Annotated in this window: 22 protein-coding genes; 3 read left to right on the top strand and 19 right to left on the bottom strand. The window is 36.7% G+C overall.

Annotated elements, in window-relative coordinates; translation table 11 throughout:
* Positions 1-188: 188 nt before the first annotated feature.
* Both rpsI and rplM read right to left on the bottom strand, forming a co-directional pair.
* A complete protein-coding gene (rpsI, locus tag AN392_RS17660; RefSeq protein WP_024600778.1) occupies positions 189-581 on the bottom strand; it encodes a 30S ribosomal protein S9 in 393 nt (130 codons plus the stop codon).
* Between the two features lie 8 nt (positions 582-589).
* Entirely contained in the window at positions 590-1,018 is a 429-nt protein-coding gene (gene rplM / locus AN392_RS17655) for a 50S ribosomal protein L13 (RefSeq protein WP_008110876.1), read from the bottom strand.
* Between the two features lie 392 nt (positions 1,019-1,410).
* Here rplM and AN392_RS17645 point away from each other — a divergent pair, with 392 nt between their 5' ends.
* Positions 1,411-1,758: a four helix bundle protein gene (locus AN392_RS17645; protein WP_055013429.1), complete on the top strand. Its 348-nt coding sequence runs from the start codon at positions 1,411-1,413 to the stop codon at positions 1,756-1,758.
* A 45-nt stretch (positions 1,759-1,803) separates the two neighbouring features.
* On the opposite strand, the gene mutM is transcribed toward AN392_RS17645, so the two are convergent.
* Entirely contained in the window at positions 1,804-2,613 is an 810-nt protein-coding gene (gene mutM / locus AN392_RS17640; RefSeq protein WP_010390658.1) for a bifunctional DNA-formamidopyrimidine glycosylase/DNA-(apurinic or apyrimidinic site) lyase, read from the bottom strand.
* A gap of 13 nt (positions 2,614-2,626) precedes the next feature.
* Positions 2,627-3,127 carry a hypothetical protein gene (locus AN392_RS17635; RefSeq protein ID WP_055013428.1) on the bottom strand — a complete coding sequence of 167 codons (501 nt, stop codon included), beginning with the start codon at positions 3,125-3,127 and terminating at the stop codon, positions 2,627-2,629.
* Positions 3,128-3,244: 117 nt separating this feature from the next.
* Between AN392_RS17635 and AN392_RS17630 the strand changes: the two genes are divergently transcribed.
* Positions 3,245-4,168: a manganese-dependent inorganic pyrophosphatase gene (locus AN392_RS17630; RefSeq protein ID WP_055013427.1), complete on the top strand. Its 924-nt coding sequence runs from the start codon at positions 3,245-3,247 to the stop codon at positions 4,166-4,168.
* A gap of 298 nt (positions 4,169-4,466) precedes the next feature.
* Positions 4,467-5,849 (top strand): MBL fold metallo-hydrolase RNA specificity domain-containing protein, encoded by a 1,383-nt coding sequence (locus AN392_RS17625; protein WP_055013426.1) that lies wholly within the window; start codon positions 4,467-4,469, stop codon positions 5,847-5,849.
* 392 nt (positions 5,850-6,241) lie between these two features.
* Here AN392_RS17625 and galU read toward each other — a convergent pair whose 3' ends face one another.
* The 15 genes from galU to AN392_RS17550 form a co-directional block, all read right to left on the bottom strand.
* Positions 6,242-7,126: a UTP--glucose-1-phosphate uridylyltransferase GalU gene (gene galU, locus AN392_RS17620; RefSeq protein ID WP_055013425.1), complete on the bottom strand. Its 885-nt coding sequence runs from the start codon at positions 7,124-7,126 to the stop codon at positions 6,242-6,244.
* A 156-nt stretch (positions 7,127-7,282) separates the two neighbouring features.
* Complete coding sequence (gene wecA / locus AN392_RS17615; RefSeq protein WP_055013424.1) at positions 7,283-8,356, bottom strand: UDP-N-acetylglucosamine--undecaprenyl-phosphate N-acetylglucosaminephosphotransferase; 1,074 nt, start codon at positions 8,354-8,356, stop codon at positions 7,283-7,285.
* 53 nt (positions 8,357-8,409) lie between these two features.
* Positions 8,410-9,576 carry a nucleotide sugar dehydrogenase gene (locus tag AN392_RS17610; protein WP_055013423.1) on the bottom strand — a complete coding sequence of 389 codons (1,167 nt, stop codon included), beginning with the start codon at positions 9,574-9,576 and terminating at the stop codon, positions 8,410-8,412.
* A gap of 256 nt (positions 9,577-9,832) precedes the next feature.
* Complete coding sequence (locus AN392_RS17605) at positions 9,833-10,591, bottom strand: glycosyltransferase family 2 protein (protein ID WP_055013422.1); 759 nt, start codon at positions 10,589-10,591, stop codon at positions 9,833-9,835.
* Between the two features lie 206 nt (positions 10,592-10,797).
* A complete protein-coding gene (locus AN392_RS17600; protein WP_055013421.1) occupies positions 10,798-11,994 on the bottom strand; it encodes a glycosyltransferase in 1,197 nt (398 codons plus the stop codon).
* Positions 11,972-12,985, bottom strand: a complete 1,014-nt coding sequence (locus tag AN392_RS17595; protein WP_152965269.1) for a hypothetical protein — start codon at positions 12,983-12,985, stop codon at positions 11,972-11,974. Before AN392_RS17595 ends, AN392_RS17600 begins: the two co-directional genes overlap by 23 nt.
* An 881-nt stretch (positions 12,986-13,866) precedes the next feature.
* Entirely contained in the window at positions 13,867-15,282 is a 1,416-nt protein-coding gene (locus AN392_RS17590) for a hypothetical protein (protein WP_055013419.1), read from the bottom strand.
* Between the two features lie 88 nt (positions 15,283-15,370).
* Positions 15,371-16,468 carry a polysaccharide pyruvyl transferase family protein gene (locus tag AN392_RS17585; RefSeq protein WP_161803866.1) on the bottom strand — a complete coding sequence of 366 codons (1,098 nt, stop codon included), beginning with the start codon at positions 16,466-16,468 and terminating at the stop codon, positions 15,371-15,373.
* A gap of 11 nt (positions 16,469-16,479) precedes the next feature.
* On the bottom strand, positions 16,480-17,757 hold the full coding sequence (locus tag AN392_RS17580; RefSeq protein ID WP_055013417.1) for a lipopolysaccharide biosynthesis protein: 1,278 nt from the start codon (positions 17,755-17,757) through the stop codon (positions 16,480-16,482).
* 1 nt (position 17,758) lies between these two features.
* Complete coding sequence (gene pseI, locus AN392_RS17575; protein ID WP_055013416.1) at positions 17,759-18,814, bottom strand: pseudaminic acid synthase; 1,056 nt, start codon at positions 18,812-18,814, stop codon at positions 17,759-17,761.
* Between the two features lie 7 nt (positions 18,815-18,821).
* A complete protein-coding gene (gene pseG, locus AN392_RS17570) occupies positions 18,822-20,345 on the bottom strand; it encodes a UDP-2,4-diacetamido-2,4,6-trideoxy-beta-L-altropyranose hydrolase (protein ID WP_055013415.1) in 1,524 nt (507 codons plus the stop codon).
* Positions 20,339-21,025: a pseudaminic acid cytidylyltransferase gene (gene pseF, locus AN392_RS17565; RefSeq protein ID WP_055013414.1), complete on the bottom strand. Its 687-nt coding sequence runs from the start codon at positions 21,023-21,025 to the stop codon at positions 20,339-20,341. The genes pseG and pseF overlap by 7 nt, the downstream gene beginning before the upstream one ends.
* A 2-nt stretch (positions 21,026-21,027) precedes the next feature.
* The gene (pseC, locus tag AN392_RS17560) at positions 21,028-22,188 is read right to left on the bottom strand and encodes a UDP-4-amino-4,6-dideoxy-N-acetyl-beta-L-altrosamine transaminase (protein ID WP_055013413.1); all 1,161 of its coding nucleotides are present in this window, start codon (positions 22,186-22,188) and stop codon (positions 21,028-21,030) included.
* Between the two features lie 4 nt (positions 22,189-22,192).
* Positions 22,193-23,212: a UDP-N-acetylglucosamine 4,6-dehydratase (inverting) gene (gene pseB / locus AN392_RS17555; RefSeq protein WP_055013412.1), complete on the bottom strand. Its 1,020-nt coding sequence runs from the start codon at positions 23,210-23,212 to the stop codon at positions 22,193-22,195.
* Between the two features lie 105 nt (positions 23,213-23,317).
* Entirely contained in the window at positions 23,318-24,280 is a 963-nt protein-coding gene (locus AN392_RS17550) for a Wzz/FepE/Etk N-terminal domain-containing protein (RefSeq protein ID WP_055013411.1), read from the bottom strand.
* Between the last annotated feature and the right edge of the window lie 104 nt (positions 24,281-24,384).

The following is a 24,384-nucleotide window of genomic DNA, read 5'->3' as shown; positions in this document are numbered from 1 at the left end:
TTGAACCTTGAACCTTGAACCTTGAACCTTGAACCTTGAACCTTGAACCTTGAACCTTGAACCTTGAACCTTGAACCTTGAACCTTGAAGCTTGAAGCTTGAAGCTTGAAGCTTGAAGCAAAATCTTATAGCTACAAAACAAAAAACCCAGCATAAGCTGGGTTTTTGAATTCTTGATAACGTAAAAATTAACGTTTTGAGAACTGTGGACGCTTACGCGCTTTCTTAAGACCCACTTTCTTACGTTCAACTTTACGTGCATCACGAGTAACGAAACCTGCTTTACGAAGTTGTGGACGTAGTGACTCGTCAAACTCCATAAGTGCACGAGTGATACCGTGACGGATAGCACCAGCTTGACCAGTAGTACCACCACCGGCAACGGTGATGTGAAGGTCAAATTTTTCAGTCATGTCTACAAGCTCAAGAGCTTGACGAACAACCATGCGTGCTGTTTCGCGACCAAAGTACTCTTCTAAAGAGCGCTTGTTGATTACGATGTTACCAGTGCCTGGGCGTAAGAATACGCGAGCACTTGAACTTTTACGACGACCTGTACCGTAGTATTGATTTGCCATGATAGTGCTCCTTAAATGTCTAGAACCTGAGGCTGTTGTGCAGCATGGTTATGCTCAGTACCCGCGTAAACTTTAAGTTTGCGGAACATAGCGCGGCCTAAAGGACCACGTGGCAACATGCCTTTAACAGCTTTTTCGATGATCATTTCAGGCTTTGCAGCTTGAAGTTTATCAAAAGTAGTAGACTTAAGACCACCTGGGAAACCAGAGTGAGCGTAGTACACTTTATCTTTGAATTTGTTACCAGTAACAGTAACTTTCTCAGCGTTGATAACGATGATGTAATCACCAGTATCTACGTGTGGTGTGTACTCAGCTTTGTGCTTACCGCGTAGGCGATGAGCGATTTCAGTAGCGATGCGACCTAAAGTTTTATCTTCAGCGTCAACTACGTACCAGTCACGTTTTACTGTTTCTGGTTTAGCAACAAACGTTTTCATTTATAAAAATCCAATGTTTTTCAATTAAAACCACAGGTAGTTATTATTAACTACCGCTCTAAGTATGCTACAACCCCTTCGAGTTTTAGACTTTTCGCCGCTCACAAGTGGCTAAACTATATGAGGACATAGAACGCAACGTGGCAGACGCGGGAGTATACCAGCACTTAAACTACATTGCTACCGGCCGGTTGTTTTTTCCGCAAGAAAAGTTATTACTCAGCGGTCAGCGGTCAGCGGTCAGCGGTCAGCGGTCAGCGGTCAGCGGTCAGCGGTCAGAAAAGCTAATTATAATTTTAGATTCGAAAAAAGTACTTTCTTTGTGAAAGTAACTATTTTTTGTTAAAAAATCTCAACTATACTTTAAAAATTAAGCATAGGGATTTTGCGTTATGAACTTTGAAAACTTAGAGGTATGGAAGCGTTCAACCCGCCTTAGCGCTAATATTTATAAAAATACACAACCAATCAAAGACTTTAACTTTAGAGATCAATTAACACGCTCTAGTTTATCTGTTCCTAGTAATATAGCTGAGGGGATGACAAGAGAGAGCGATAAAGAAAAAGTACGCTTTTTAGATATAGCTCGCTCTTCGCTTGCTGAGGCAAGAACCCAAATATATATTGGCATCGATATTAGCTATATTAATACTGACATAGGCAAGTCTTGGCTAGATGAAACTGTTCAACTATCAAAAATGCTAACAAGCTTGATAGCAAAAATAAAGACAAGTGAGTAACCAGTCTTAACTGACAGCTGAAAACTTACAGCTGACAGCTACTCTCTACTTCTGACACACCTCACAAAAAACGGTGCTGCGTTGGCCTAGACGAATTTCTGTTAGTGCTGTGTCGCAATTTACACAAGGCTGGCCTTTTCGGCCATAAACTAATAGCTGCTGCGCAAAGTAGCCTGGCTTACCGTCACTTTGGGCAAAGTCTTTCAACGTTGTGCCGCCTTGAGTAATTGCTGCGGCTAGGGTGTCTTTTATAATTGGGATTAACGCTTGGTAGCGTTTAAGGCTTACTTTACCGGCTTCTTTTCGCGGATCGATACCTGCTTTAAATAACGACTCGTTAGCGTAAATATTACCAACCCCCACCACCACCGCGTTATTCATAATAAACTGCTTAACAGGCACTTTTTTATTACGAGATTGCTCATAAACACGTTTAGCAAAAAAGTCATCGGTGAGTGGCTCGGGGCCTAATTTAGCAAGTAACTTATGCTCTTCATTGGGTGCTTGCCATAAACAGCAACCAAAGCGACGTGGATCGTTTAAACGCAGCGCCTTATTATTCGCTAAAATAAACTCAACATGGTCATGCTTTTTAAGTGGCTCATTGGCGTTCACAACCCGCAAGTTACCCGACATACCTAAATGCAATATAGCCGAGCCTAGCTCGCATTCTAACAATAAGTATTTTGCACGTCGTTCAATACTGCTAACCACTAACCCCTCAAGTTGATACACCTCATCTGGCACAGGCCAGCGCATACTGGCATTATGAATATTTACCTTAGTCACAACTTGGTTTAGTACATGGGGGGTAATGCCCATACGGCTAACTTCTACTTCTGGTAATTCAGGCATTAATAAAACTCACTTATGAAAAGGTAAAACTTGGAAATAATTGTTTTGCAGTAGTTAAATCTAGCAACAATAATCGCTGACTGGTTTTATCGAATAGATAATACTGACCATTCACCTCAAATAATAAGTACACCCAAGATAGAGGCTCACCGGCGAGTTCAAACGTGGCTACCGATAGTGGCTTATTCATATCAAGCGCATCAGGTGTGATGGTGGTCATCAGCGCGGTATTTTGCCATAAATAAACTAGCTCACTAAGTTGCTGCTCTGAGCCTTGCCAGCTAAGCGGTACATTCTTTTGCAAAGCAGTAGTACGCCAACTAGTGCCAATACGCTCAATTTTTTGGTCGATAAATTTAAGTGTTAATACAAAACTTTGAGGAGGAAGTAGTGGCTGCAATTGCGCCTGTGTTTCATCATTCCCTATGTTTTTATGCAGCCCATTTAAAAAGAAGATCATAATCAACATCGAAAAAATAATAACATTGTTCCAACCTTTTCGGCCGAGTTGCATGTGGGTCTTCCAATTAATAATATCGATTTAAAGTGTAACCAAAACTTAATTACACTGTCTATATGTTAAAACCCAAAGACTTTGCTAGAATATCGGCAAATTTAAAGGAGTTTAGTCATGTCAATGTATGTAGTGGGCCATAAAATCCCAGATTCAGATTCAATATGTGGTGCAATTGCACTGGCTTATTTAAAAAACCAAATTGATGAACCAGCAATCCCAACTCGCCTAGGTGAAGTTTCACCTGAAACACAATTTATTTTAGATAAATTCGGTTTTGAAGCACCTGAGCTAAAACTTAGCTACGCTGGCGAAGATGTTTATATTGTAGACCACACAGAAAAAACCCAAGCACCTGACGATATTGATCAGGCTCGCGTAGTAGGCGTGGTTGATCACCATAAACTAGGTGATTTAACCTCATCAACACCACTTGAGTGTTGGATCCGCCCTGTTGGTTGTTCTAACACCATTATTAAAATGATGTATGACTTCTACAACGTTGAGATCCCTAAAGATATTGCTGGCATTATGCTTTGCGCTATTTTAAGCGACACGGTTATCTTTAAATCACCAACCTGTACTACGGCCGATATTAAATGTGTTGAAGCACTTGCAGAAATTGCAGGCATTGAAGACTTTAAAGAACTAGGCATGGACATGTTCCGCGTTAAATCAGCCGTTGAAGATACGCCAGTACGCGACTTAGTAATGCGTGACTTCAAAGACTTTAACATGAACGGTAACCTTGTTGGTATTGGTCAGTTAGAAGTTATTGACCTTGCGGTATTTGACGAGATTAAAGCCGACCTTGAAGCCGACATCGCGAAGCTTAAAGAAGAAGGCGGTCGTCACTCGGTATTTTTACTTCTGACCGACATTATGAAAGAAGGCTCACAAATGCTAATTGCATCAGACGATGCTAGCCTAGTTGAGCAAGCCTATGGTGAAAAACCAGAAGACGGTAAGGTATGGCTAGACGGCGTATTAAGCCGTAAAAAGCAAGTAGTGCCCCCACTACAAGACGCTTTTAAGGGCTAGGTTCGAGGTTCGAGATTCGAGATTCGAGATTCGAGATTCGAGATTCGAGAAATTTAAAAACCTTGCGGTTAACATCGCAAGGTTTTTTTATGCCTGTAGACGGGTTCATCCCGCGTCAGTATTAGGAGCAAGGTGCTAGGTCCTCTTGACTCGTGGCTCGTCCGTTACGGTATAAAGCCCCTCCCACATTAAAATACCTGCTATATTTACCTATAAAATAAAAACTTAGGCTCTAAGTGCTAGGATTCGAGCTTCGAGCCGTAACCCGAGGCCCGCAGCCAAAACATAAGGACATAAAATGCACATACTTCACCACGGAGCGGTAAATGGCGTAACAGGCTCATGCCACCAGCTGATAATAAACGATCAAAGCTCTTTTCTAATTGACTGCGGGCTATTTCAAGGTGAAGATTCTGTTGATGATCTTAATATTGAATTTAATATAGATACAGTCCGCGCGCTGATCGTTACCCATTGTCACATCGATCATGTTGGCCGAATCCCCTACATATTAATGGCTGGCTTTAAAGGGCCCATATTTACCTCTATTGCATCGGCCAGTTTACTGCCACTAGTAATTGAAGATGCATTAAAAGTGGGAGTCACGCGCGATCAAAAAATAATAGACACCTGCCTAAGGTTACTTCAACAGCAAATTATTAAAGTAGATTTTAACACTTGGTTTGATCTTCCTTGTAAAGCTGAACACACAGCGAAAGCCCGACTTCAACGAGCAGGGCACATTTTAGGCTCGGCTTATGTAGAAATAGACATAAGCACGCCTCCCCAAAAAGCTAACAATATTCATAGAGTGGTCTTTTCAGGTGATTTAGGGGCGCCCTATACGCCTTTACTACCCGCACCTAAAGCGCCCTATAAAGCCGATACCTTAGTTATTGAGTCAACCTATGGTGATAAAAACCATCAAGGACGAAAGCAACGTACGCAAACCTTAAAAGCCGTGGTTGAGCGCGCAGTTACCGACAACGGTATCGTGCTTGTGCCTGCATTTAGTATAGGCCGCACACAAGAGCTGTTATACGAACTTGAACAGCTAATTCATGCCTCAACTAAAAACTCACCTTGGCGCACAATACAAGTAATACTCGACTCCCCCATGGCGGCTAACTTTACTCAGCAGTACCGAAAGTTTAAATATTTATGGGATGAAGAAGCAAAACAAAAAGTAGCCAAAGGCCGCCATCCTCTAGACTTTGAAAACCTCACCACTATAAACACCCACAGCGAGCATTTAGCTTTAATAAATTACTTAGCCAGCCGCCAAACACCTGCAATTATTCTAGCAGCAAGCGGTATGTGCACCGGCGGACGGATAGTTAACTACTTAGATCAATTTTTAACCGACAAAACCACCGATGTACTCTTTGTAGGTTACCAAGGCAGAGGTACTTTAGGTCGTGATATACAAACCTATGGCCCACAAAATGGCTACGTGTTGATAAATAATACTAGGGTGAATATTAACGCCAAAATACACACTATAAGCGGTTATAGTGCTCATGCAGATCAGGCAGGTCTCATTAAATTTGTAACCGGTATGCGCAAAAAGCCCCACCATATAAAAATAGTTCACGGCGATGATGACGCTAAAAATGCACTCGCAGCAAAATATAGGGAAGTGCTGGGGAACGAGGTGAAGGTAGAAATTGGGAAGAGATAGGTTCGAGGTTCGAGGTTCGAGGTTCGAGGTTCGAGGTTCGAGGTTCGAGGTTCGAGGTTCGAGAAATTTAAAAACCTTGCGGTTAGTGTCGCAAGGTTTTTTTATGTCTGTAGCAGCAGGTTCACCCCGCGTCAGTATTTGGTTTTAGGGTTTAGGGTTTAGGGCTTAGGTTTAGGTCCCTAACTCGTCGCTCGTAACCAGCAGCCCGTAACTTCCTCTAAAAGCGCAGCGTCTCTTAAACTCTTTGCGCATAAATATTTTAAGATCTTATTCACAAAGAGAAGTGAATGAGGAGTAAATGAGAAAATAAAACCATTAGCCCAACTGGTTAATTCGAGGTTCTAGGCTCGATGCCCATACCCCGTCGCTCGTAGCTCGTTACCCGATGCCCGTTACCCTTTAACCAACTTTTTCATATGCTCAGTAAACTCATTGCCTAAGCTTTTATCGCGCATGCTATATTCAACTATTGCTTTTAAATAACCGAGCTTGTCGCCACAATCATGCGAACGGCCACTCATATGAAACGCTTCTACCGTATCAATAGCCAATAATGCATCAATCGCATCTGTAAGCTGTATTTCACCACCTGCGCCTACATGAGTTTTAGCGAGTAATGGCCAAATATTTTTACTTAAAACATAACGACCAACAACAGCTAAATTTGAAGGAGCAACATCTGCGGCTGGTTTTTCAACCATTTTTTTAATTGCTGCACTTTCACCAGCAGCAAGCTCTACACCATTAATATCAGCAATGCCGTACTTACTTACATCTTCAATAGCAACAGGCTCTAACATAATTTGACTGGCATGGGTTTGCTTAAAACGTGCGATCATCGCCGCTAAGTTTTCAGTTTTTTGATTTGCTGTATAAGCATCGAGGATTACATCAGGTAGCACCACTACAAAGTCGTCATCACCCACAATTGGCTTGGCGCATAAAATGGCGTGCCCTAAACCTTTAGCTTCACCTTGGCGCACATGCATAATAGTCACATCTGCAGGGCAAATAGAGCGTACTTCTTCAAGTAAAGCGCGCTTAACCCGCTTTTCTAGCGTGGCCTCTAGTTCAAAACTGGTATCAAAGTGGTTTTCAATGGCATTTTTAGAGCTATGTGTTACGAGTACAATTTCTTTAATACCCGCCGCCACACATTCATTTACAATGTATTGAATAAGCGGTTTATCAACCAAGGGGAGCATTTCTTTAGGGATTGCCTTAGTCATTGGCAACATACGGGTGCCTAAACCGGCAACAGGAATTACAGCTTTCACAGGTAGTCCTTTAATTTAAGTGAGTACATTTATTTACAAAAATAGCATAGCTAAATATATACAGCCTGAATTAGCTAAAAGTAGGTAGAGTAAGTTATAAATATTTCAGAAAGTAAAACACCTACTTGCTAACCCGTTGTTTTAGAAAAGAATATACTAGTTTGATGAAAACTGTTTTTCAGGTAAATTTAGCTTGCGTCGGAAGTAATTCATTACAGTGCAATAGTTTATTAAAAATATAAGGTACACAGTAAAAATAGCAATAAAACCATAAAACATAACATATTCAGCTACCAATAATATTTCACCAACGATCCCCACCGCGGCAAAAGCCGTAGCGATAAAACATATTAAAGTTAATGTCTGAATCGATGAAAAACCTAAACGCTGACAAATATGATGTAAATGTTCACGGTCTGGCTTAAAAGGAGATTTACCATGCTTAACTCGGCGAACCATTATGGCAACCATATCCATTAACGGCACTGCAATTAACCATAGTGCTGTAACAGGTCGAATCATGGGGTTACCAGCCGTTTGGCTTGCGCCTATAAGCAACCAAATAACAGTAAAGCCAATCATCATGCTGCCCGCATCACCCATAAAAACTTTACGCTTATGACCAACAAACCCTAAGTTTAATAAAATATAAGGCACCATACATACTACTAATAACAAACAAAGGTAACTGAGACTTTGTTCTCCAGCTAATAAAAGTAATATGCCAATACTTGCAAAAGTCACTATTGATAAACCACCTAATAGACCATCAATCCCATCAACCATATTAAATGCATTTATACAGCCAATAACAGCAAGTACAGTTACCACACCACCAAATAGTTCTAACTCAATAGCCCCAAAACCAAGTAAATTACCCAGTGTATGCAGTTCTGCATTAGCAAAGTAAATCATAGCTACGGATATTAATGCTTGCACTAACATACGTACTTTTACACTTAAATCAAAACGGTCGTCTAAAGCCCCAACAGCCGTTAAACCGCAAATGCAGAGCATATATAAATTTGCATAGTTGATCATATTAGGATGCGTATAAATATAATTAACTATAGTTATACATATTGCAACGCCACCAACTAATGGTACATTACCCGTGTGCACTTTTCTTCCTGAGGGCTTATCTACAAGACCCACTCGGCGAGCCACCTTGCGCATTAAAAATAAAATTGCAAAGGCGATGAAAAAAGTGAAAAACAGATCGATAAACATTTTAATCTCTAATAAGTTATTTATAGTATTTTATCTTTGACAAATATTGAGGCTTAATCACTACCAAATAAGTCGCGTGTATAAACCTTATGCGCAATATCACTTAACTCATTAACCATACGGTTAGAAATAACGACATCAGATATTTTTTTAAATTCAGCTAAACTTTTAAATACACGCGAGTGGTAAAACTCATTTTCATCAAGAACTGGCTCATACACAACAACCTCAATCCCTTTCGCTTTGATGCGCTTCATAATTCCTTGAATAGCAGAGGCTCTAAAGTTATCTGACCCCGACTTCATCACTAATCGGTATACACCAACCACTTTAGGATTTCGTTTAATAATTGAATCTGCAATAAAATCTTTGCGTGTAGTATTAGCATCAACAATTGCACCAATAATATTATTAGGCACATCTTTATAATTTGCTAATAACTGCTTAGTATCTTTGGGTAGGCAGTACCCACCATATCCAAATGAGGGATTATTATAATGGTTACCTATGCGCGAATCTGAACCAACACCTTGTATAATCTGCTTGCTATTTAAGCCATGCGCTTCAGCGTAGCTATCGAGCTCATTAAAATAGGCAACACGCATAGCAAGATAAGTGTTAGAGAATAATTTAATTGCTTCAGCTTCTGTCGAGTCGGTAAATAATACCTCAACATCTTGCTTTATCGCACCTTGCTTAAGCAAGCCAGCAAATACAGTGGCGCGTTCACTTTGTTCACCAACCACGATACGCGACGGGTATAAGTTATCATGTAATGCCTTACCCTCCCGCAAAAATTCAGGTGAGAATAAAATATTATTCGTTGCAAACTTTTCTTTAACCGATCGCGTGTAACCTACGGGTACAGTTGACTTAATAACCATAACAGCTGCTGGGTTTATTTTAATAACATCACAAATAACCGATTCAACACTATTAGTATTGAAGTAATTAGTATCAGGGTCATAATCGGTCGGGGTGGCAATAATAACAAAGTCAGCATCAACAAGGGCAATCTCTATATTTGTAGTTGCTGTAAAATTTAACGCTTCATTTTGTAAAAATTCGCTAATTTCAGCATCCACAATGGGTGACCGTTTATCCTTTAAGAGCGCTATTTTTTTTTCATCAATATCAATTGCAACCACATTGTTTTGTTGTGCTAATAGCATTGCATTAGACAGGCCAACATAACCTGTGCCTACCACAGCAACTTTCATATTAATCCTTTAAGATTATTCAATAAGTGAAGAGTAATTTTATCAGAGTTATTTAGTATCAGCTATAAATTATCTATATCTATAGGAATAACCCTGAGCTTACAAGAGACTAATTAACTTTAGAGGCTACCTTTCTTCCCCTTGACGAAAAACTTTGGCAGATAAAACGCTCAATTTAATATTGAAGAATGAGCTATGCAATATTTTAATACTGTAAAAGCTGAATAGTTACCAATAAGCAATATAAAAGCTGAACTTACTGAGTAAGTTTATATGTAAATAAATGCTTTTTAATTCCATTTAATGAATAAAGTAAAGTGTAATAAGTTGCCTCTATAGATGACAGCTCGCCAATTTTTCTTAAAACATTATATTGGCTATGTAATTCTCTAAATTTATTAGATGACAAGCTATTACTTCTTAAACGGTAGTATGCATAATTACCTGGATATTTGTGAGCAACGAAGCCTTCCTTCATTAAAGTTAGCCATAAAGCATAATCTTCCTTTTTTATATTAGGAAATTGAAACCCTCTCACTCTCTCCACATCAATCATAACTGTTAGGCAACCTATAGGGCAGTTTTTAATTAGATCATTAAAAGATAACGATTCAGGTGGGATAAAAGTGCCCATATTTTCATTAGGGTCGTCTTTAAATATATTGTAAGAGCCATAAGAGAATTCGATTGAATTATTTGACATAAATTCAACTTGAATCGCAAGCTTCTCCTTGCTCCAAATATCATCACTATCTAGGAAAGTAACATACTTCCCTTGAGCTACTAAAACTGCTGCATTCCTTGCTGCAGCAGCACCTTGACCTTGGGTATTATTGATAGTTTTAATCCGAGGATCACTATATCTTTTTTTTAAAAACTCTTCGCCTAAAAGCCCATTATCATTACAGATAATTAGCTCCCAATTATCATATGTTTGTCCTAATACTGATTGGACAGTCTCATCAATCGTATCAAAAGCCTCATAAAAAGGAGTAATTATAGATACCTTTAACATTGTTAATTCACCTTGATTTATAAATCAACCAGCAAGTAAAACTATTGCTAGCATATGCAAATGAAATTACTCTCAATGCATTTAAAATTTAGAGTTCACCATTTATATTCATATAAGGAAAAAGTAACGCTTAAATTCTTTTTTAAGTATTACTGTAAACACTTAATCTCATACGAATTAAAGTCAATGGCAGTAACTGTAAAAACCTAATCTATTAAATTATGAGCTAGCACAGACCAATCATACTTTTTTGAAAGGGATAATGCTTGGTTAGAAGCAGTTATATATATATCCTGCTCTACATTTGGTAGTTTCCTTATAAAAGTAGCGATTGACGTAGGCTCCAAAGAAGGCAAACTAACAAAAATATTCTCACCTAAAATTTCTTCAGTCGCGGTTAAGACTACTTCTTGGTCAAAAGCTATCACAGGCAACCCTGAAGAAATAGCTTCAAGGATTGTTTGCCCTAGAGGTTCATATATAGAAGACATAAAGAAGTAATCACAAGCCTGATAGTAAAGTGCTGTTTTATTAGTTGCACCCACCAATATAACTGAATCAGTTAAATTATTTTGTTCTATCATTTCTGAATACTCGTTGAATAAGTCTCCATCGCCTACAATCACTAGAGTGGTGTTTTCTTTACCTAGATATTTCATTGACTGTATAGCAATATCGAAGCCTTTAGCAGAAACAAACCGGCCAACACACAAAATAAGTTTTTTATCATACGGTAATTTTAACGCCTTCCTAACACTGGCTTTTTGCACAGTAGATATAGGGTGAAACAAATATTTATCTACACCTGGTTTAAATAGTTTAATATTCGAAATGTTAAACTTTGTATTTGATGCTTTTAAAATACAATCTGCTTGATAAAGCATATTATTTGAAAATACAGCAATCTGTGAGCTATGACAGATAGCGCGTAAGTCAAAAAAATTATGAATTTTACGTTTTATACTAGACGCAATACCACTCCTACCTAAAAACTCTCTTGATGATTGATAGCTACTAAAACCAGGTGCCAAATATCTATTTATAGAACTAAAAAAAATATTAATAAAGAAACAAACAAATTGGTTACGAGATACAGAATAAGTTATATTTTCTTTTTTTATCAAGCACAAAGCATACAGAATATCTAAAGGGATGAGCGGTAAGAATAATATATTAAAAAGCCTCCTTTTAAATGGCTTATACATAAATCTGTAATGTGTTATACCATCTAAAGTATCTTTTCTTTTAAAATTAGAGCCGTTTTCAATATTACGATTGTACCCAGTAAAAATTAGAACCTCCATCCCCATCAAAAGATACTCTTTAGCTAAAAACCTTAAAGAATTTTCAATACCACCATAACAGCCAAAGAAGGAGATATTAGATAGCAGAATTTTTTTCATTTAAATTACACTTATTAAAATACGCACAATAGACACTACCAATTAAAAAGAAATAAATAAAAGGTATACGATTTTGGTCAATTATATTATTTCCCATCCCTGATGGAAGTACAGCAAAAAAGAATGTAAATAATATTAACCTGGAGGGGTTAGAAAGAGCCTTTGACTTAAAAAAAGTAACAAGAATTAATGGTAAGATAATCCAAAATGCAAAAAACAGAATAGCAAACATACCATACCTAAAAAAGTATAAAGGATATAAGGATTCAAACATTAAACCACTGTGTTTATACGATCCAAAACCAAAGATTAAGTTGACTATATCTGAAGATAACATGTCATATGCTAAAAAGATTTGCTCTAGCCTGATATTTGATGAACGGTCTCCTCCACTAGATAATGCTATAATACCATTAACTAAATAACTAAATTTATCCCCAAACTCTATGTACACATAAATAGCAACCATAATAAAAATAAAAGGAAGAGAAAGAAAGCGTATTAATACAGACTTATTTGAAAGAGTTTTATTAGGATGAGCACAAAGCGGATAAAATAAAAGCACCTGAGTCAATACTATTAACATTGTAATAAAGCCAGCTTTACTTTGCCCAAATAAAGCCGTAGTCAAAATAACACCGACAGCAATTATGTATTTAAAAGATCCCTTAGAAAGAAACCTAAAAAGGTAATAAGCTAAAGGAAGGACACCAATAAAAGCAAAGTCATATGGGTTTTGAAAAGTACCGGTGAATCTTCTACTAGGTAACAAGGTGTCTTTTACGTAAAAAGACATCACTAAACGACCGAATTGCTCAAAAAAAATAATATTTATTAAGCTGAATATTGCTGTGAGTAAAATAAAAAATGAGAACAGACTAATAGCTTTATTCACATTTAATAGCCCTAACCGGATCATATTATAACCAAGCATGAATAACGCCAGATAAAAAACAGGTCTAAATAACTCAAATAAATCAGAAAGCTGCACTTTATAATTCAAGATGCCTGTAATTAGAATATTAATAAAATACAAACAACATACTGATAAGAATACAACCTCTGGAACAGACAATCTATGTAGGTATCTTTTAAAAAAATAAACTAAAAGTATAATAATAGAAAATAAAACGAATGAATTTATTATTAAAATACCTACTGTACCCGTTCTGGACAAAATCGAATTAAATGTAGGGAATAAAAAATTAATAGTAAGCAAAAATAAAAAAACGCTTTGAACTTTAACACTCTGATAACTCATATGTAACAACTTTCTAAGAATGGCCCTAGTATACAAATAAAGCTATTTTATGTTTAATGTAAACACTAGCTATGAATGAACGAAAGTAAGCGATTAGTAAACTAAATTAAAGCTGACTAATGCTAATTATTTAGCAAATCATTCTGAACAACTTAAATTAGAAGACTTTAGTTAAGGGCTTTAACTCCATCGGCAAAAACAACCTTTAACTGAACTTAACCGTATATTACCATATCATGTAAGGGTCTACACCTTGCACATGACTCTTTGTTATTATTTAAACAACTAAAATAAGGTTTATGTCTTCCTGATAAGATATAATGCTTTTTATGTTTAAGTTACATTGGCTGTAGGTATCATTAAGTTAAAACATCTTTTTATAAATTACCACCAAGTGTTACGACAAAATATCACTGGAATTACCCGTTAAAATAGATGAAACTTTATCCAGTCTAATACACCCTAATCAGTCACTGAATAATTACTTGGCGTTAAGTGCTTACAACGCCTCTCTTCTGGTGTGAATATTTCAGGTTTTCTATTAAACATCTAAAGCCATAAGCGAAAAAGAAATAACACTAATCTTTAGCCTATTAATAACAAAAGTTAAATCACTTTGCTTTAGGACTATAAACATCAAAATTATTGTAACCTTTATTGGTATTTTCAAAATGTTCGTACAGTGTGTCACCTTTAATGATTTCTCTGATAGTTTCCGCCACTAGCTGCCCTTCATTACCGTTCCAACATGTTGAGTATGTTGCACTAAACTTTTGAATAGCTTGCTTCCTAGCCGGAGAACTTGAAAGAGAAAATAAACTTTCTAAAAGATTCATATCCATCCCACGCTTGTACTCAAATGAAACCCCCTTAGCTACATACCCGTAGTAATCATCATTAATACTATAATCACCAAAGTTAATATATATAGTTATTACGCCAGCTAATGCCGCTTCTAAATGAATGCTACTATTAGATGCAAACAAGACATCAACAAAAGAAAAGAAGCTTGACAATGACACATCCCTTGCACTCATAATAATTAAGTTAGGGTGTTTGCATTCATTCAAAAACTTATCTAACTCCCTTAGAAAAGCTTTGTTTTGTGCTGGGTGTACCCTCAAAGAAACTTTTAGTCCAGTACTCAAAAGCATATTTACACAAAAAATCACTTCTTCAATACAATCTAATTTATTCACAGCAATTCCAAAATTAAAATTAGTTGTACTATTTTTTAATTTTTTACCTATGACTTTCTTCTGCCCTGAAAGGAAAACTGTTCTACATGAATCCATTGTTTTATTAACAGGCAGTATAGTAACATTGTCTTCACAAGATAAATAATTTTCAAATGCTTGGTAACCATCTAAAAAAGCATAATTAAACTCTAATTTTGGGAACATGTGTGAAACTGAAGCATGCTGTAAATAACAAGTTTCTATACCATTTTCTTTTGATACTAAGTTAAGGCACCTATTTGCTTGATTATGATCATTGGACATAATAACTAGCTTGTAATTGAAACGCTTTAATTCATCAATAAAATATGGAATATATATATAGTTCATGCAAAAATCATCAAAACCATATTTAATTTCATCTCTTTTACCGAGCTTAAGAAGTCTGAAATAAAGCCTTGGGGCTTTAATAAGAAAAATAATAATCGCAGAGAATAGTACCTTAAATGAAATATTTAAAGCTTCAGTGTTACCACTAAAACACTGGCTGCTTTGAAAAAAGTTATCTTGAGTCCATTTAAATTTTACATTTGAATAGTATAACCCTTGGGCCGTTGAAACAAGACTGTCATACTGGTTTTTAGTCCCAGAATAAATATAAACTTCAAAGTTTTCACATTTATATTTGTTTTTATTAAAAGAGAAATTAGCAATTAGCTTACGAATAAAGATTAAAATACGAAATAAAATACCTTTATAACTCGTATCTCGATTAATAAACTTAGGATTATCATTTAACTTGTTTGCAATTAAATAACTTAACCTAAGCTCATTGCTTTTATCTAACATTAACAAACTATTTTTTATTAACCTGTACATATATGCCTAATCATTTACAGAAGATAACCTTAATGAATAAAAGTGAAAAAATTAAACCTTAAGTTATTTTTTTTATTTGATTCTCAATATTTAATGAAAACCCATTAAATTGCTGTTCTAAATAAAGAAAACGCCTAAACCCAGTTTTGTTATCGTAAGACACTATGGCCATCATCTGCTCAGCAAGATTATCTTTTACACCAGTTTGAAAAAAGCTAAGTTGAGGGAATATCTTAGCTTTTATTCGACTGATAAATGTTTTTGTATCGCTTCGATATGCTGGAATTGAAATCTTACGTTCTATCGTTAACCCATAGTCACAACCTCTTCCATCCTGCTCAAATAGATACGAATACTTTCTTCTTTTCAGCATAGAAACGTGGGCATGAACTCTAAAACCTACATGAATATCAGCGTCATCGTAAATTCTTAAACCACTATCTTTATCTTTATATATTTCGACGAAGTTAATATTGTTTTCAATTGCAAAGTTCTTAACAACCTTGTTATTTCCATGTAAAGCAATTTTAATATTTGAACTTGGGAAAGTGCTTTTTAGTTTTTTATATGTTTCACTTAACAGAGAGATATAGTTAATTGAATAATGTGGATCTGAAATAACAATATTTTTAATTTCCTGATTAAGCTGAAACTTTAAGTCCGAATATTTTCGTTCGACAAAAGCAACATCTCCAGCAAACGAGCTTACTTTCATCCCAATGGAATTACAAAACCGCTGTGTAAGTAATCCCCTCGTGGTAAAGGTAGTACATTTTTCATCCAGCGCTAAAAGTAATTTTTTTGATTCATCATCAACATAATTCTCTATTGCTATTTTATCAGAATCAACATTCAGTGCAGTTCCCGCAGATACGACATGAATAGGAATATTTGATTCAAGTATATTTTTTAAAAAGGGGTACTCTCTACTCGCCATTGATGGACGTATAGCCAAGCATGCAAAAATGATTGTATCTGATGATTCAATAATTTTTTGTACGTTCTTCCAAGTATCACCGCGCCAAATTATATCAAAATGAATATCATTTTCTTTTATATCCTTAATTGCAGAGATTAAACTATTCGTTATCAGCTGATCTCCAATATTCTTAGAGCCACCCTCAGGGTATGTAGTTACTATTGTATATTTTTTCATAAGAGTTAAATTTAATACCATTTAATATTGGAATATTTGCTAGAAATATAAAAAGTGCTAATTGCTCTAATAAACATCGTAATCACTAACGATATAGCAACACCATATATTCCATTTTCTTCAAGTAAAAATAATGAAAGAGCAACGTGCACTCCTCCACATGTGATAGTTATTAATGATAATCTTCCGGTTTTTTTCTCATAGATTATATAATTTGTAAACATGAGATAGATACCACTCAAGCATTGCGCGATTAGGATAAGACCAATGATATCAGCGGCATCAGAAAAATCCTTACCCAAAACAGTATTCACAACTAAGGGAGAGAGATAATAAAAGAAAGGCATCATTGATACCAATAGAATGATGTATCCGTATGTAAACCTTACAACCTTATTTTTTTCTGAAGCAATATCTCTTTTCAAAATAGAAAATAGCCAAGGAACAAAAGCTTTATTTATCCCATCGAACAAAACAGAAAGTATTAAGCCCAACTGTATAGCAGACATATATATACCAACTTCATTGAGGCCTATTTTACTTGCTATAATATATCGGTCTATTATCCCAATTAAAAAAACACCTAAAATGTGCGGTATAATTTTCACGCCGTAGTTTAACGCATCAAAGAAGTATTCTTTTTTTAAATTACGAAAGGAGACAACTCTCTCTTTAATTAAAAGGTACACACAAACAAAGCTTATAAATACTGCAGAGACTAGCATTGCATAAACTCTTCCATTAGGTCCAAGTGAAAATCCAATAATAAGTAGTAATGTGATCAATACTGACAAAGCTGCATTAGGAATTTGAATAAACGCATACTTAAGGGGTAACTTTCTAACCTGATACTGGCTTAACCTAATTTTGATTAAAAAACTAAATGCTGAAACTAATAACGCTATATAAATATAGCTTTCATTAATCTTTATTGATTCAGATATATAACCACTGAACACAAACATGCTTAATAAAGCAATTAGCATACTTACCAGCAATATTAAAAAGCAAACTCCAATATAATTCGATATATCGTTATTCTGCGAAGTTGATTTTTCATAGTAGTACCTAACGATAGCTCCATTTACATTAACACCAACAAAAGCAGAGAAAAAACCGACCAATACTTGAAATAGAGCAATTTCACCATACTCTTCGGGCGTCAGGTATCTCGTCAAAATAGGTAGCAGTAAAAATGGAATTACTGCAGATATAACATTAGATAAAAAATAAATTGATGCACTGCGGAAAAAGCTACTTTTAGGCAAAAATTTTGATAAACTATTCATTTTAGTCTTTACCTATGCTCTCCCAGTTCAAACCTACTCCTTTTCTTAATGCTTTTTTAGCCTTTTTACCTATAACTTTATACAAATGCTTAGGCTCTAAACCATACCCAGGTCTAATACTCTTAACATTGTCATGTGTAAATACCTCACCTTCAGCAACATCCTTTACTACATATAATGATCGCCTAAAGATTGCATTACCTTTTTCGCTTTCTTTACGTTCATAATTTACTTTACCAACCGCTTCCCATGCTATTTTAGAATCTCTACACAACTCTAATAACTCTGGCTTTTCTAACGAAAAGCTGTCATCCGGCCCACCACCATTTCTATCAAGCGTTACATGTTTTTCAATTAAACATGCCCCTAGTGCAACTGAAGTAATCGCAGTCGTATTGTCGATAGTATGGTCTGATAGACCCGTTAATACATCAAAACGTGTGGCCATGTCTGCAACAGTCGCCAAATTATAATCGCCTGATGGCGCTGGATAACCACTTACACAATGTAGTACTACTAACTCTTTACAGCCTGCATTTTTTGCTGTTTCTACGGCTTCACGAATTTCTTCTTCATTTGCCATACCCGTTGAAATAATCATTGGCTTACCAGTTTTAGCAACATATTCAATCAAAGGTAAATCAATGGCTTCAAATGACGCTATTTTATAAGCAGGAGCCCCCAGTTCTTCCAGCAAGTCAACTGCTGTAAAATCAAAGGGCGAACTAAAAATAGTAATACCTAATTCTTTTGCTTTCTCAAAAAGAGGTTTGTGCCAGTCCCAAGGCATATGTGCTTCTTCATATAAATCATACAGAGTTTTACCGTCCCACAACCCCCCTTTAATTAAAAATTCAGGGTTATCACTTTTCATTGTTATGGTATCAGGCCGATATGTTTGCAACTTTATTGCATCCGCACCGCAATCTTTTGCCATTTCCATTATTTTATAAGCGTTTTCTATATCACCGTTATGGTTTGCCGACATTTCAGCAATGATGTACGGTGCATAGTCTGCACCAATTTTTCTGTTATCTATGCTAATAAATTTATTCATAAATCCCTCACTCTACGGGTTGTCGAGTAAATTGCTCTTCATTAATTCGTTGATAGCCGGCTCGGCTAAACAAAGCTTGTGATGCTGTATTTTCTTTTAGTACAACAGCATGTATGATTTCTGTAGGATGTAATATATCTACTTGTTTCAAAGCGAGTTTCGCAACACCTTTACCAAAGTGCTCTGGTGCTATAAAGATGGAAATGGTATACGTATCTACTGCTGTCATATCTAACCTGACCACGCCTACGGGAGTCTTTTTTTCATCTTCCCCATTGGTTAACTCAATGATATAAAAGTAGTCATTTTTACTTGCTAGCTTTTTAGTCATCCAAACCCGATGCTCAGCTAAACTCGGAACGTCTTTATTAAGTGCATAACGTCGCGTTTCGGGTTGAGATTGCCAAGCGTACACCTGTTCAACATCAAGCTGTGTCGCCAATCTTAGGGTTAGTGAACCGCTAAGTAATTTAGTAATATGCTTCATTATTCGCTTAACACCTTGCCCATCACATAACTGCAGATTTATTGTTCTCATTTTTGAATAGTCTGCAATTAACTGCTCATACGCCTTCATTAAGTTTTTACTAATCGAGTCTAACTCAACGCTAATTGCAGCACCCACGGTTTCTAAATTTTTACAAATAGTCTGCTGGTTATCAGCAAGTGCTATAACAATACTAGGTAACCCGACACAAGCACGTTCCCATGATGTTGAGCCTGGCGCACCAATGGCAATATCATGCTCACACATGAGAGTAGCCATGTCATCTACAAAATCGATGTGAGTCAACCACGCGCTATGCTTTACAGCAAACTCTTTAACACATTTATAGTGAGGTGCTTTAGGGCTAAGCAATACAGTTGTTATTGGCCGGTTAACACTTTTTTTTAAAACATCAAGTACATGCAATGTCGCATTGGGGGCATCTATACCCCCCATAGATAATAATAAATGCGGTGTATTCAACAATGTATTTGGAGCTATCAATTGTGATGAATGTCGATGCGAAAAATGAGTGTTTATAATGGCATATTCCGTGCCTGTTAAGACGACGGCCTTAGAGTTTAATAAATGATATTCACTTGGCTCTCTAAGCAATGTTTGATCTATAATCAAGTCTGCAGCATGCTCTCTTACTAAATCGTCAATTGCAATAATTTTACAGTTATACGCTTTTTTTACTACCTTATGCCACTGTGCACCAATACCATAGTGGTCTGTGATGACTAAATCAGGGCTATCAAATGCAGTAGCGCATTCTTGAGCATCATCATACTCAGTGACTTGTAACCACGCGGCATAATCCGCAGTCGAGTTTGGTACTAACCAAGCCGCAGGTTGCTGTAATTCATAAATAGAGAAACCACGCTGCTTTATAAATGTCACTAAATCGCCGTTTTGAGGACGAGTGGCAAATAAAACGTCGTGCCCATCTAGTTTTAGCCTATCAGCCAATACTAAGCAACGCATAATATGGCCGCTGCCTATATAAGAGGACGCATCAGACCTAATTACGACCTTTAGCATTCAATCGCTCGGAACAAAGCTTCTGCTAACTCCCAATCTTCAGGTGTATCTATATCTTGTACTCTTTTACGTGGTAACAAAACAGCCTTCGAACTTGTACCTAAAATAGGCTTTCTTGCTATAAATGCGTTGGCAGTGCCCCAATAAAACTGTCCGGCATCATGATATGCTTCTTCGAGATCTTGCGAACGAGTATTTAAATGTTCTGGCTGAAACATTTCTACATATTTCTCAGAATTCAGTTTAATAGCTCTTTGAATCGGAAAGGGAAAACTAGTAGCGCTAAATGCGTAATCAATAGCATTTTCAGTTAGCTCTTTTAGACCCTTTTGAATAAATTCAGGCGTTAAAAAAGGGGCTGTTGCATAAATACAACATACATTTTTAATACCCCAAGCTTGTTGCTCAGTAAATTCAATAGCATGTTTTATTACGTCAAGTGTAGTGGCATAATCATCAGCAATATTAGACGGTCGCATAAAGGGCACTTCTGCACCATATTTTATAGCAACCTCAGCTATTTCTGCATCATCAGTAGATACAATTACTTTATCAAAGCATCCACTGTTTAAGGCAGTCTCAATGGAATAAGCAATCATTGGCTTACCATGAAACTCTTTAATATTTTTGCGAGGTATGCGTTTACTGCCTCCACGGGCAGGAATAACTGCAATATTCATGATTAGACTTCTAATATTTGTGTTAATTTACTTATAACTTCATCTTGCTGTTCATAGGTCATACCATGAAACATAGGGACAGAAATTGCGTTAGCGTAGTAGGCTTCAGCGTGAGGGAAATCACCTTGTTTAAAGCCCATTTTTTGATAATAAGGTTGTAAGTGCACTGGAATATAGTGCAGATTAACACCTATCCCACTCTCTCTAAGTTCATCAAATACTTGTTTATGAGTTTTTGATATTTCTCCAAGGTTTAAACGAATTACAAATAAATGTAAACCCGAATACGTATTAGGTAACTGATAAGGTAGTACAATTGGCAAGCTCGCAAGCTTATCATTATAACGCTCGGCTAATTTATGGCGTGCAGCTACAAATTCTTCCAAGCGCGAAATTTGCGAAACACCCAATGCAGCTTGCAGCTCAGTCATGCGGTAGTTAAAGCCTAAATCAACTTGCTCGTAATACCATCCACCGTGTGAAGTATTTTCCATTAAGGCTTCATCACGCGTGATACCATGGCTGCGGTAAAGCACCATTTTATCTGCAAGTGCTTTGCTATTTGTTAATGCTGCGCCACCTTCGGCAGTGGTAACAATTTTAACTGGGTGGAAGCTAAATACAGTAATGTCGCTGTATTCACATGAACCAATTGGTTGCTCTAAATATCGCCCACCTATTGCATGTGAAGCATCCTCAATTATCTTAAAACCGTATTCTTTTGATAACGCATGGATTACTTTCATGTCACATGGCTGACCACATAAATGCACGGCTACTAAAACCTTAGGTAAGGTACCTAGATTTTTAGCTACAATCAGCTTTTGTTCCAACGCTTTCGGGCAAAGGTTATAGGTAGTTGGGTCAATATCAACAAAATCTACCTTTGCGCCGCAATACAAGCCACAATTAGCCGAGGCTACAAAGGTAATAGGCGTTGTCCACAAGCTATCCCCCTCACCTAAACCTAATGCTAAGCAAGCAATATGCAAGGCTGATGTAGCGCTATTAACAGCTAATGCGTAATTAGTACCAGTTACATCCATTAATGCACGTTCAAACGCGGGCACTTGAGGTCCTTGCGTTAAAAAGTCTGATTTTAAAACATCAACAACCGTATCAATATCTACCTGAGTTATGTCTTGCTTTCCATACGGTATCATTTCATTAACCTTGTACTTCAAATGATGGATCGACGTGCTCAATAATAAGCTGACGCAAACCTTCTACGGTTTCCCATTCTGTATTAGTCCCTGAGTTATATTTAAAGCCGAATGGTACTTTTTCCGCTTTATGGTGCGCAATATACTCTTCTTCTGTATATGTATACGATACAGACGGTAAAATTGCATAGTAAGGACCTAAATCAATTGTATTTAGCGAGTCTGTGTCTGTAATCATCTCTTCATGCAGTTTTTCGCCAGGGCGAATACCCACATCACGCGTTTCACAATTAGGTGCTACTGCTTCGGCAATATCTAATATTTTATAAGATGGTATTTTAGGCACGAAAATTTCGCCTCCTAAATGATGACCTAGTGCAAACATGACTAAATCAACACCTGCTTGCAAAGAAATGTTAAAACGCGTCATTTCTTTATGTGTTATTGGTAATTCACCGTCTTTTCGCTTTTCTAAAAAGAAAGGAATAACAGAACCACGAGACCCCATTACATTGCCATAGCGCACTACACTAAATTTAATATCTTTGGAACCACGTATATTATTAGCAGCTGCAAATAATTTGTCAGACGCTAACTTAGTAGCTCCGTATAAATTTATAGGGGCACAAGCCTTATCAGTTGATAGCGCAACTACATCCTTAACACCACATGCTAATGCTGCATGTATAACATTTTCGGCACCATCAATATTGGTACGAATACATTCGGTAGGATTATATTCCGCTGTATCAACTTGCTTAATCGCTGCGGCATGAATAATTACATCAACACCTTCACATGCCTGAGTCATGCGTTCTTTATCGCGTACATCACCAATAAAAAAACGTAGCTGTGGGTAATCATATGTAGGGTATTTTTGTTTTATCACAGACTGCTTTAATTCATCACGCGAATAGATAATTATTTTTTTTACATCAGGATAGCGTGCAAGAATACTCTCGATAAATTTTTTACCAAATGACCCTGTGCCACCAGTAATTAAAACTGTTTTATTGTTTAACATAAGTTTTCCTAATATGCTTTTACTTGTTCTGAAAAAGCTACTTTAATTAATAATTTTGTATAGTGTTGAATTAGCTACTTAAGTAGGCTAATTTTTTCTTTGAAGCTAATCTTTTTTTGCAAAACACCTAATCAGCACAAATACTGTACTTAACACACCACCCAATAAAACACCCAAAATACAAATTAGTGCGCGTTTAGGGCCTGATTTTTGTTCTGGCACTATTGCAGGGTCTATAGTTTTAAATACATATTCGTCTCGTACATTGGCAAACATGATAGTTTTTGTTTGCTCTTCAACTAGCTTATAAAGTATGGCACGTATGTCCGCTATTTTAGTTTGCCCCAATTGTTTGGTTAAGAAATCGGTACTTTTAATTGCTTCTAATACATCACGTTGTTTCATGGTGGCGTTTATATCTTGTATTAACCAGTTCACCCATTGCTGCGCTATATAGGGCGATACGTGCTCTATGGCAATTTTAACCATGCCAGTTTCTTTATCTTTATTTGCACTCACAACTTTACTAAATTCTTTATACGCCTCTTGCATTGAAGGCTCTGGTTTAAAGGGAGCTTTAACTTCTCGCAGCCATTTATTTTCCGCTTGGTTATAAACATCTTTATTATAACTAGTGGTATTGGTTTCACGATTCCATGACTCCACGGCCATTAAATCATGCAGTATATTATGTTTTTGAATAAATGCGCTGGTAAACTGGCGCGATTTTAGTACCTCAAGCGCCATTTGCGTTTTATCAATCCCGCCACTTGAGCCTAAGTTAACCCCAGCTAAACTTGCTAAGCCACCAAACTGACCTGCTAGAGCTCCCAAACCGCCTTGTTGGTCTTGCTCTGCGGGTGCGAGTAACGCCTCTGATTTATAAATGTTTGGCTGGTTTATGGCGTAAAAAACAGATGCAACAGCAAATAAAGTGGTTATGGCAATAATTATCCACTTACCTTGCCAAATAGCGGTAAATAGCTCGCGTAGGTCTATTTCGTCATCGGCAATGTTGTTTTGCACTGGTGTATTTGCTTGATTAAGGTTGTTTGAGTTGTTTTCCATTTAAATCTCATAAGTTCAGCTATCAGCTATCAGCTATCAGCTATCAGCTATCAGCTATCAGCTATCAGCTATCAGCTATCAGCTATCAGCTATCAGCTATCAGC

It is taken from the genome of Pseudoalteromonas sp. P1-16-1b, assembly GCF_001401785.1.
Taxonomy (GTDB): domain Bacteria; phylum Pseudomonadota; class Gammaproteobacteria; order Enterobacterales; family Alteromonadaceae; genus Pseudoalteromonas; species Pseudoalteromonas undina.
The sequence above is the reverse complement of the archived record's forward strand: the minus strand, read 5'-3'. Positions and strand labels throughout refer to the sequence as shown.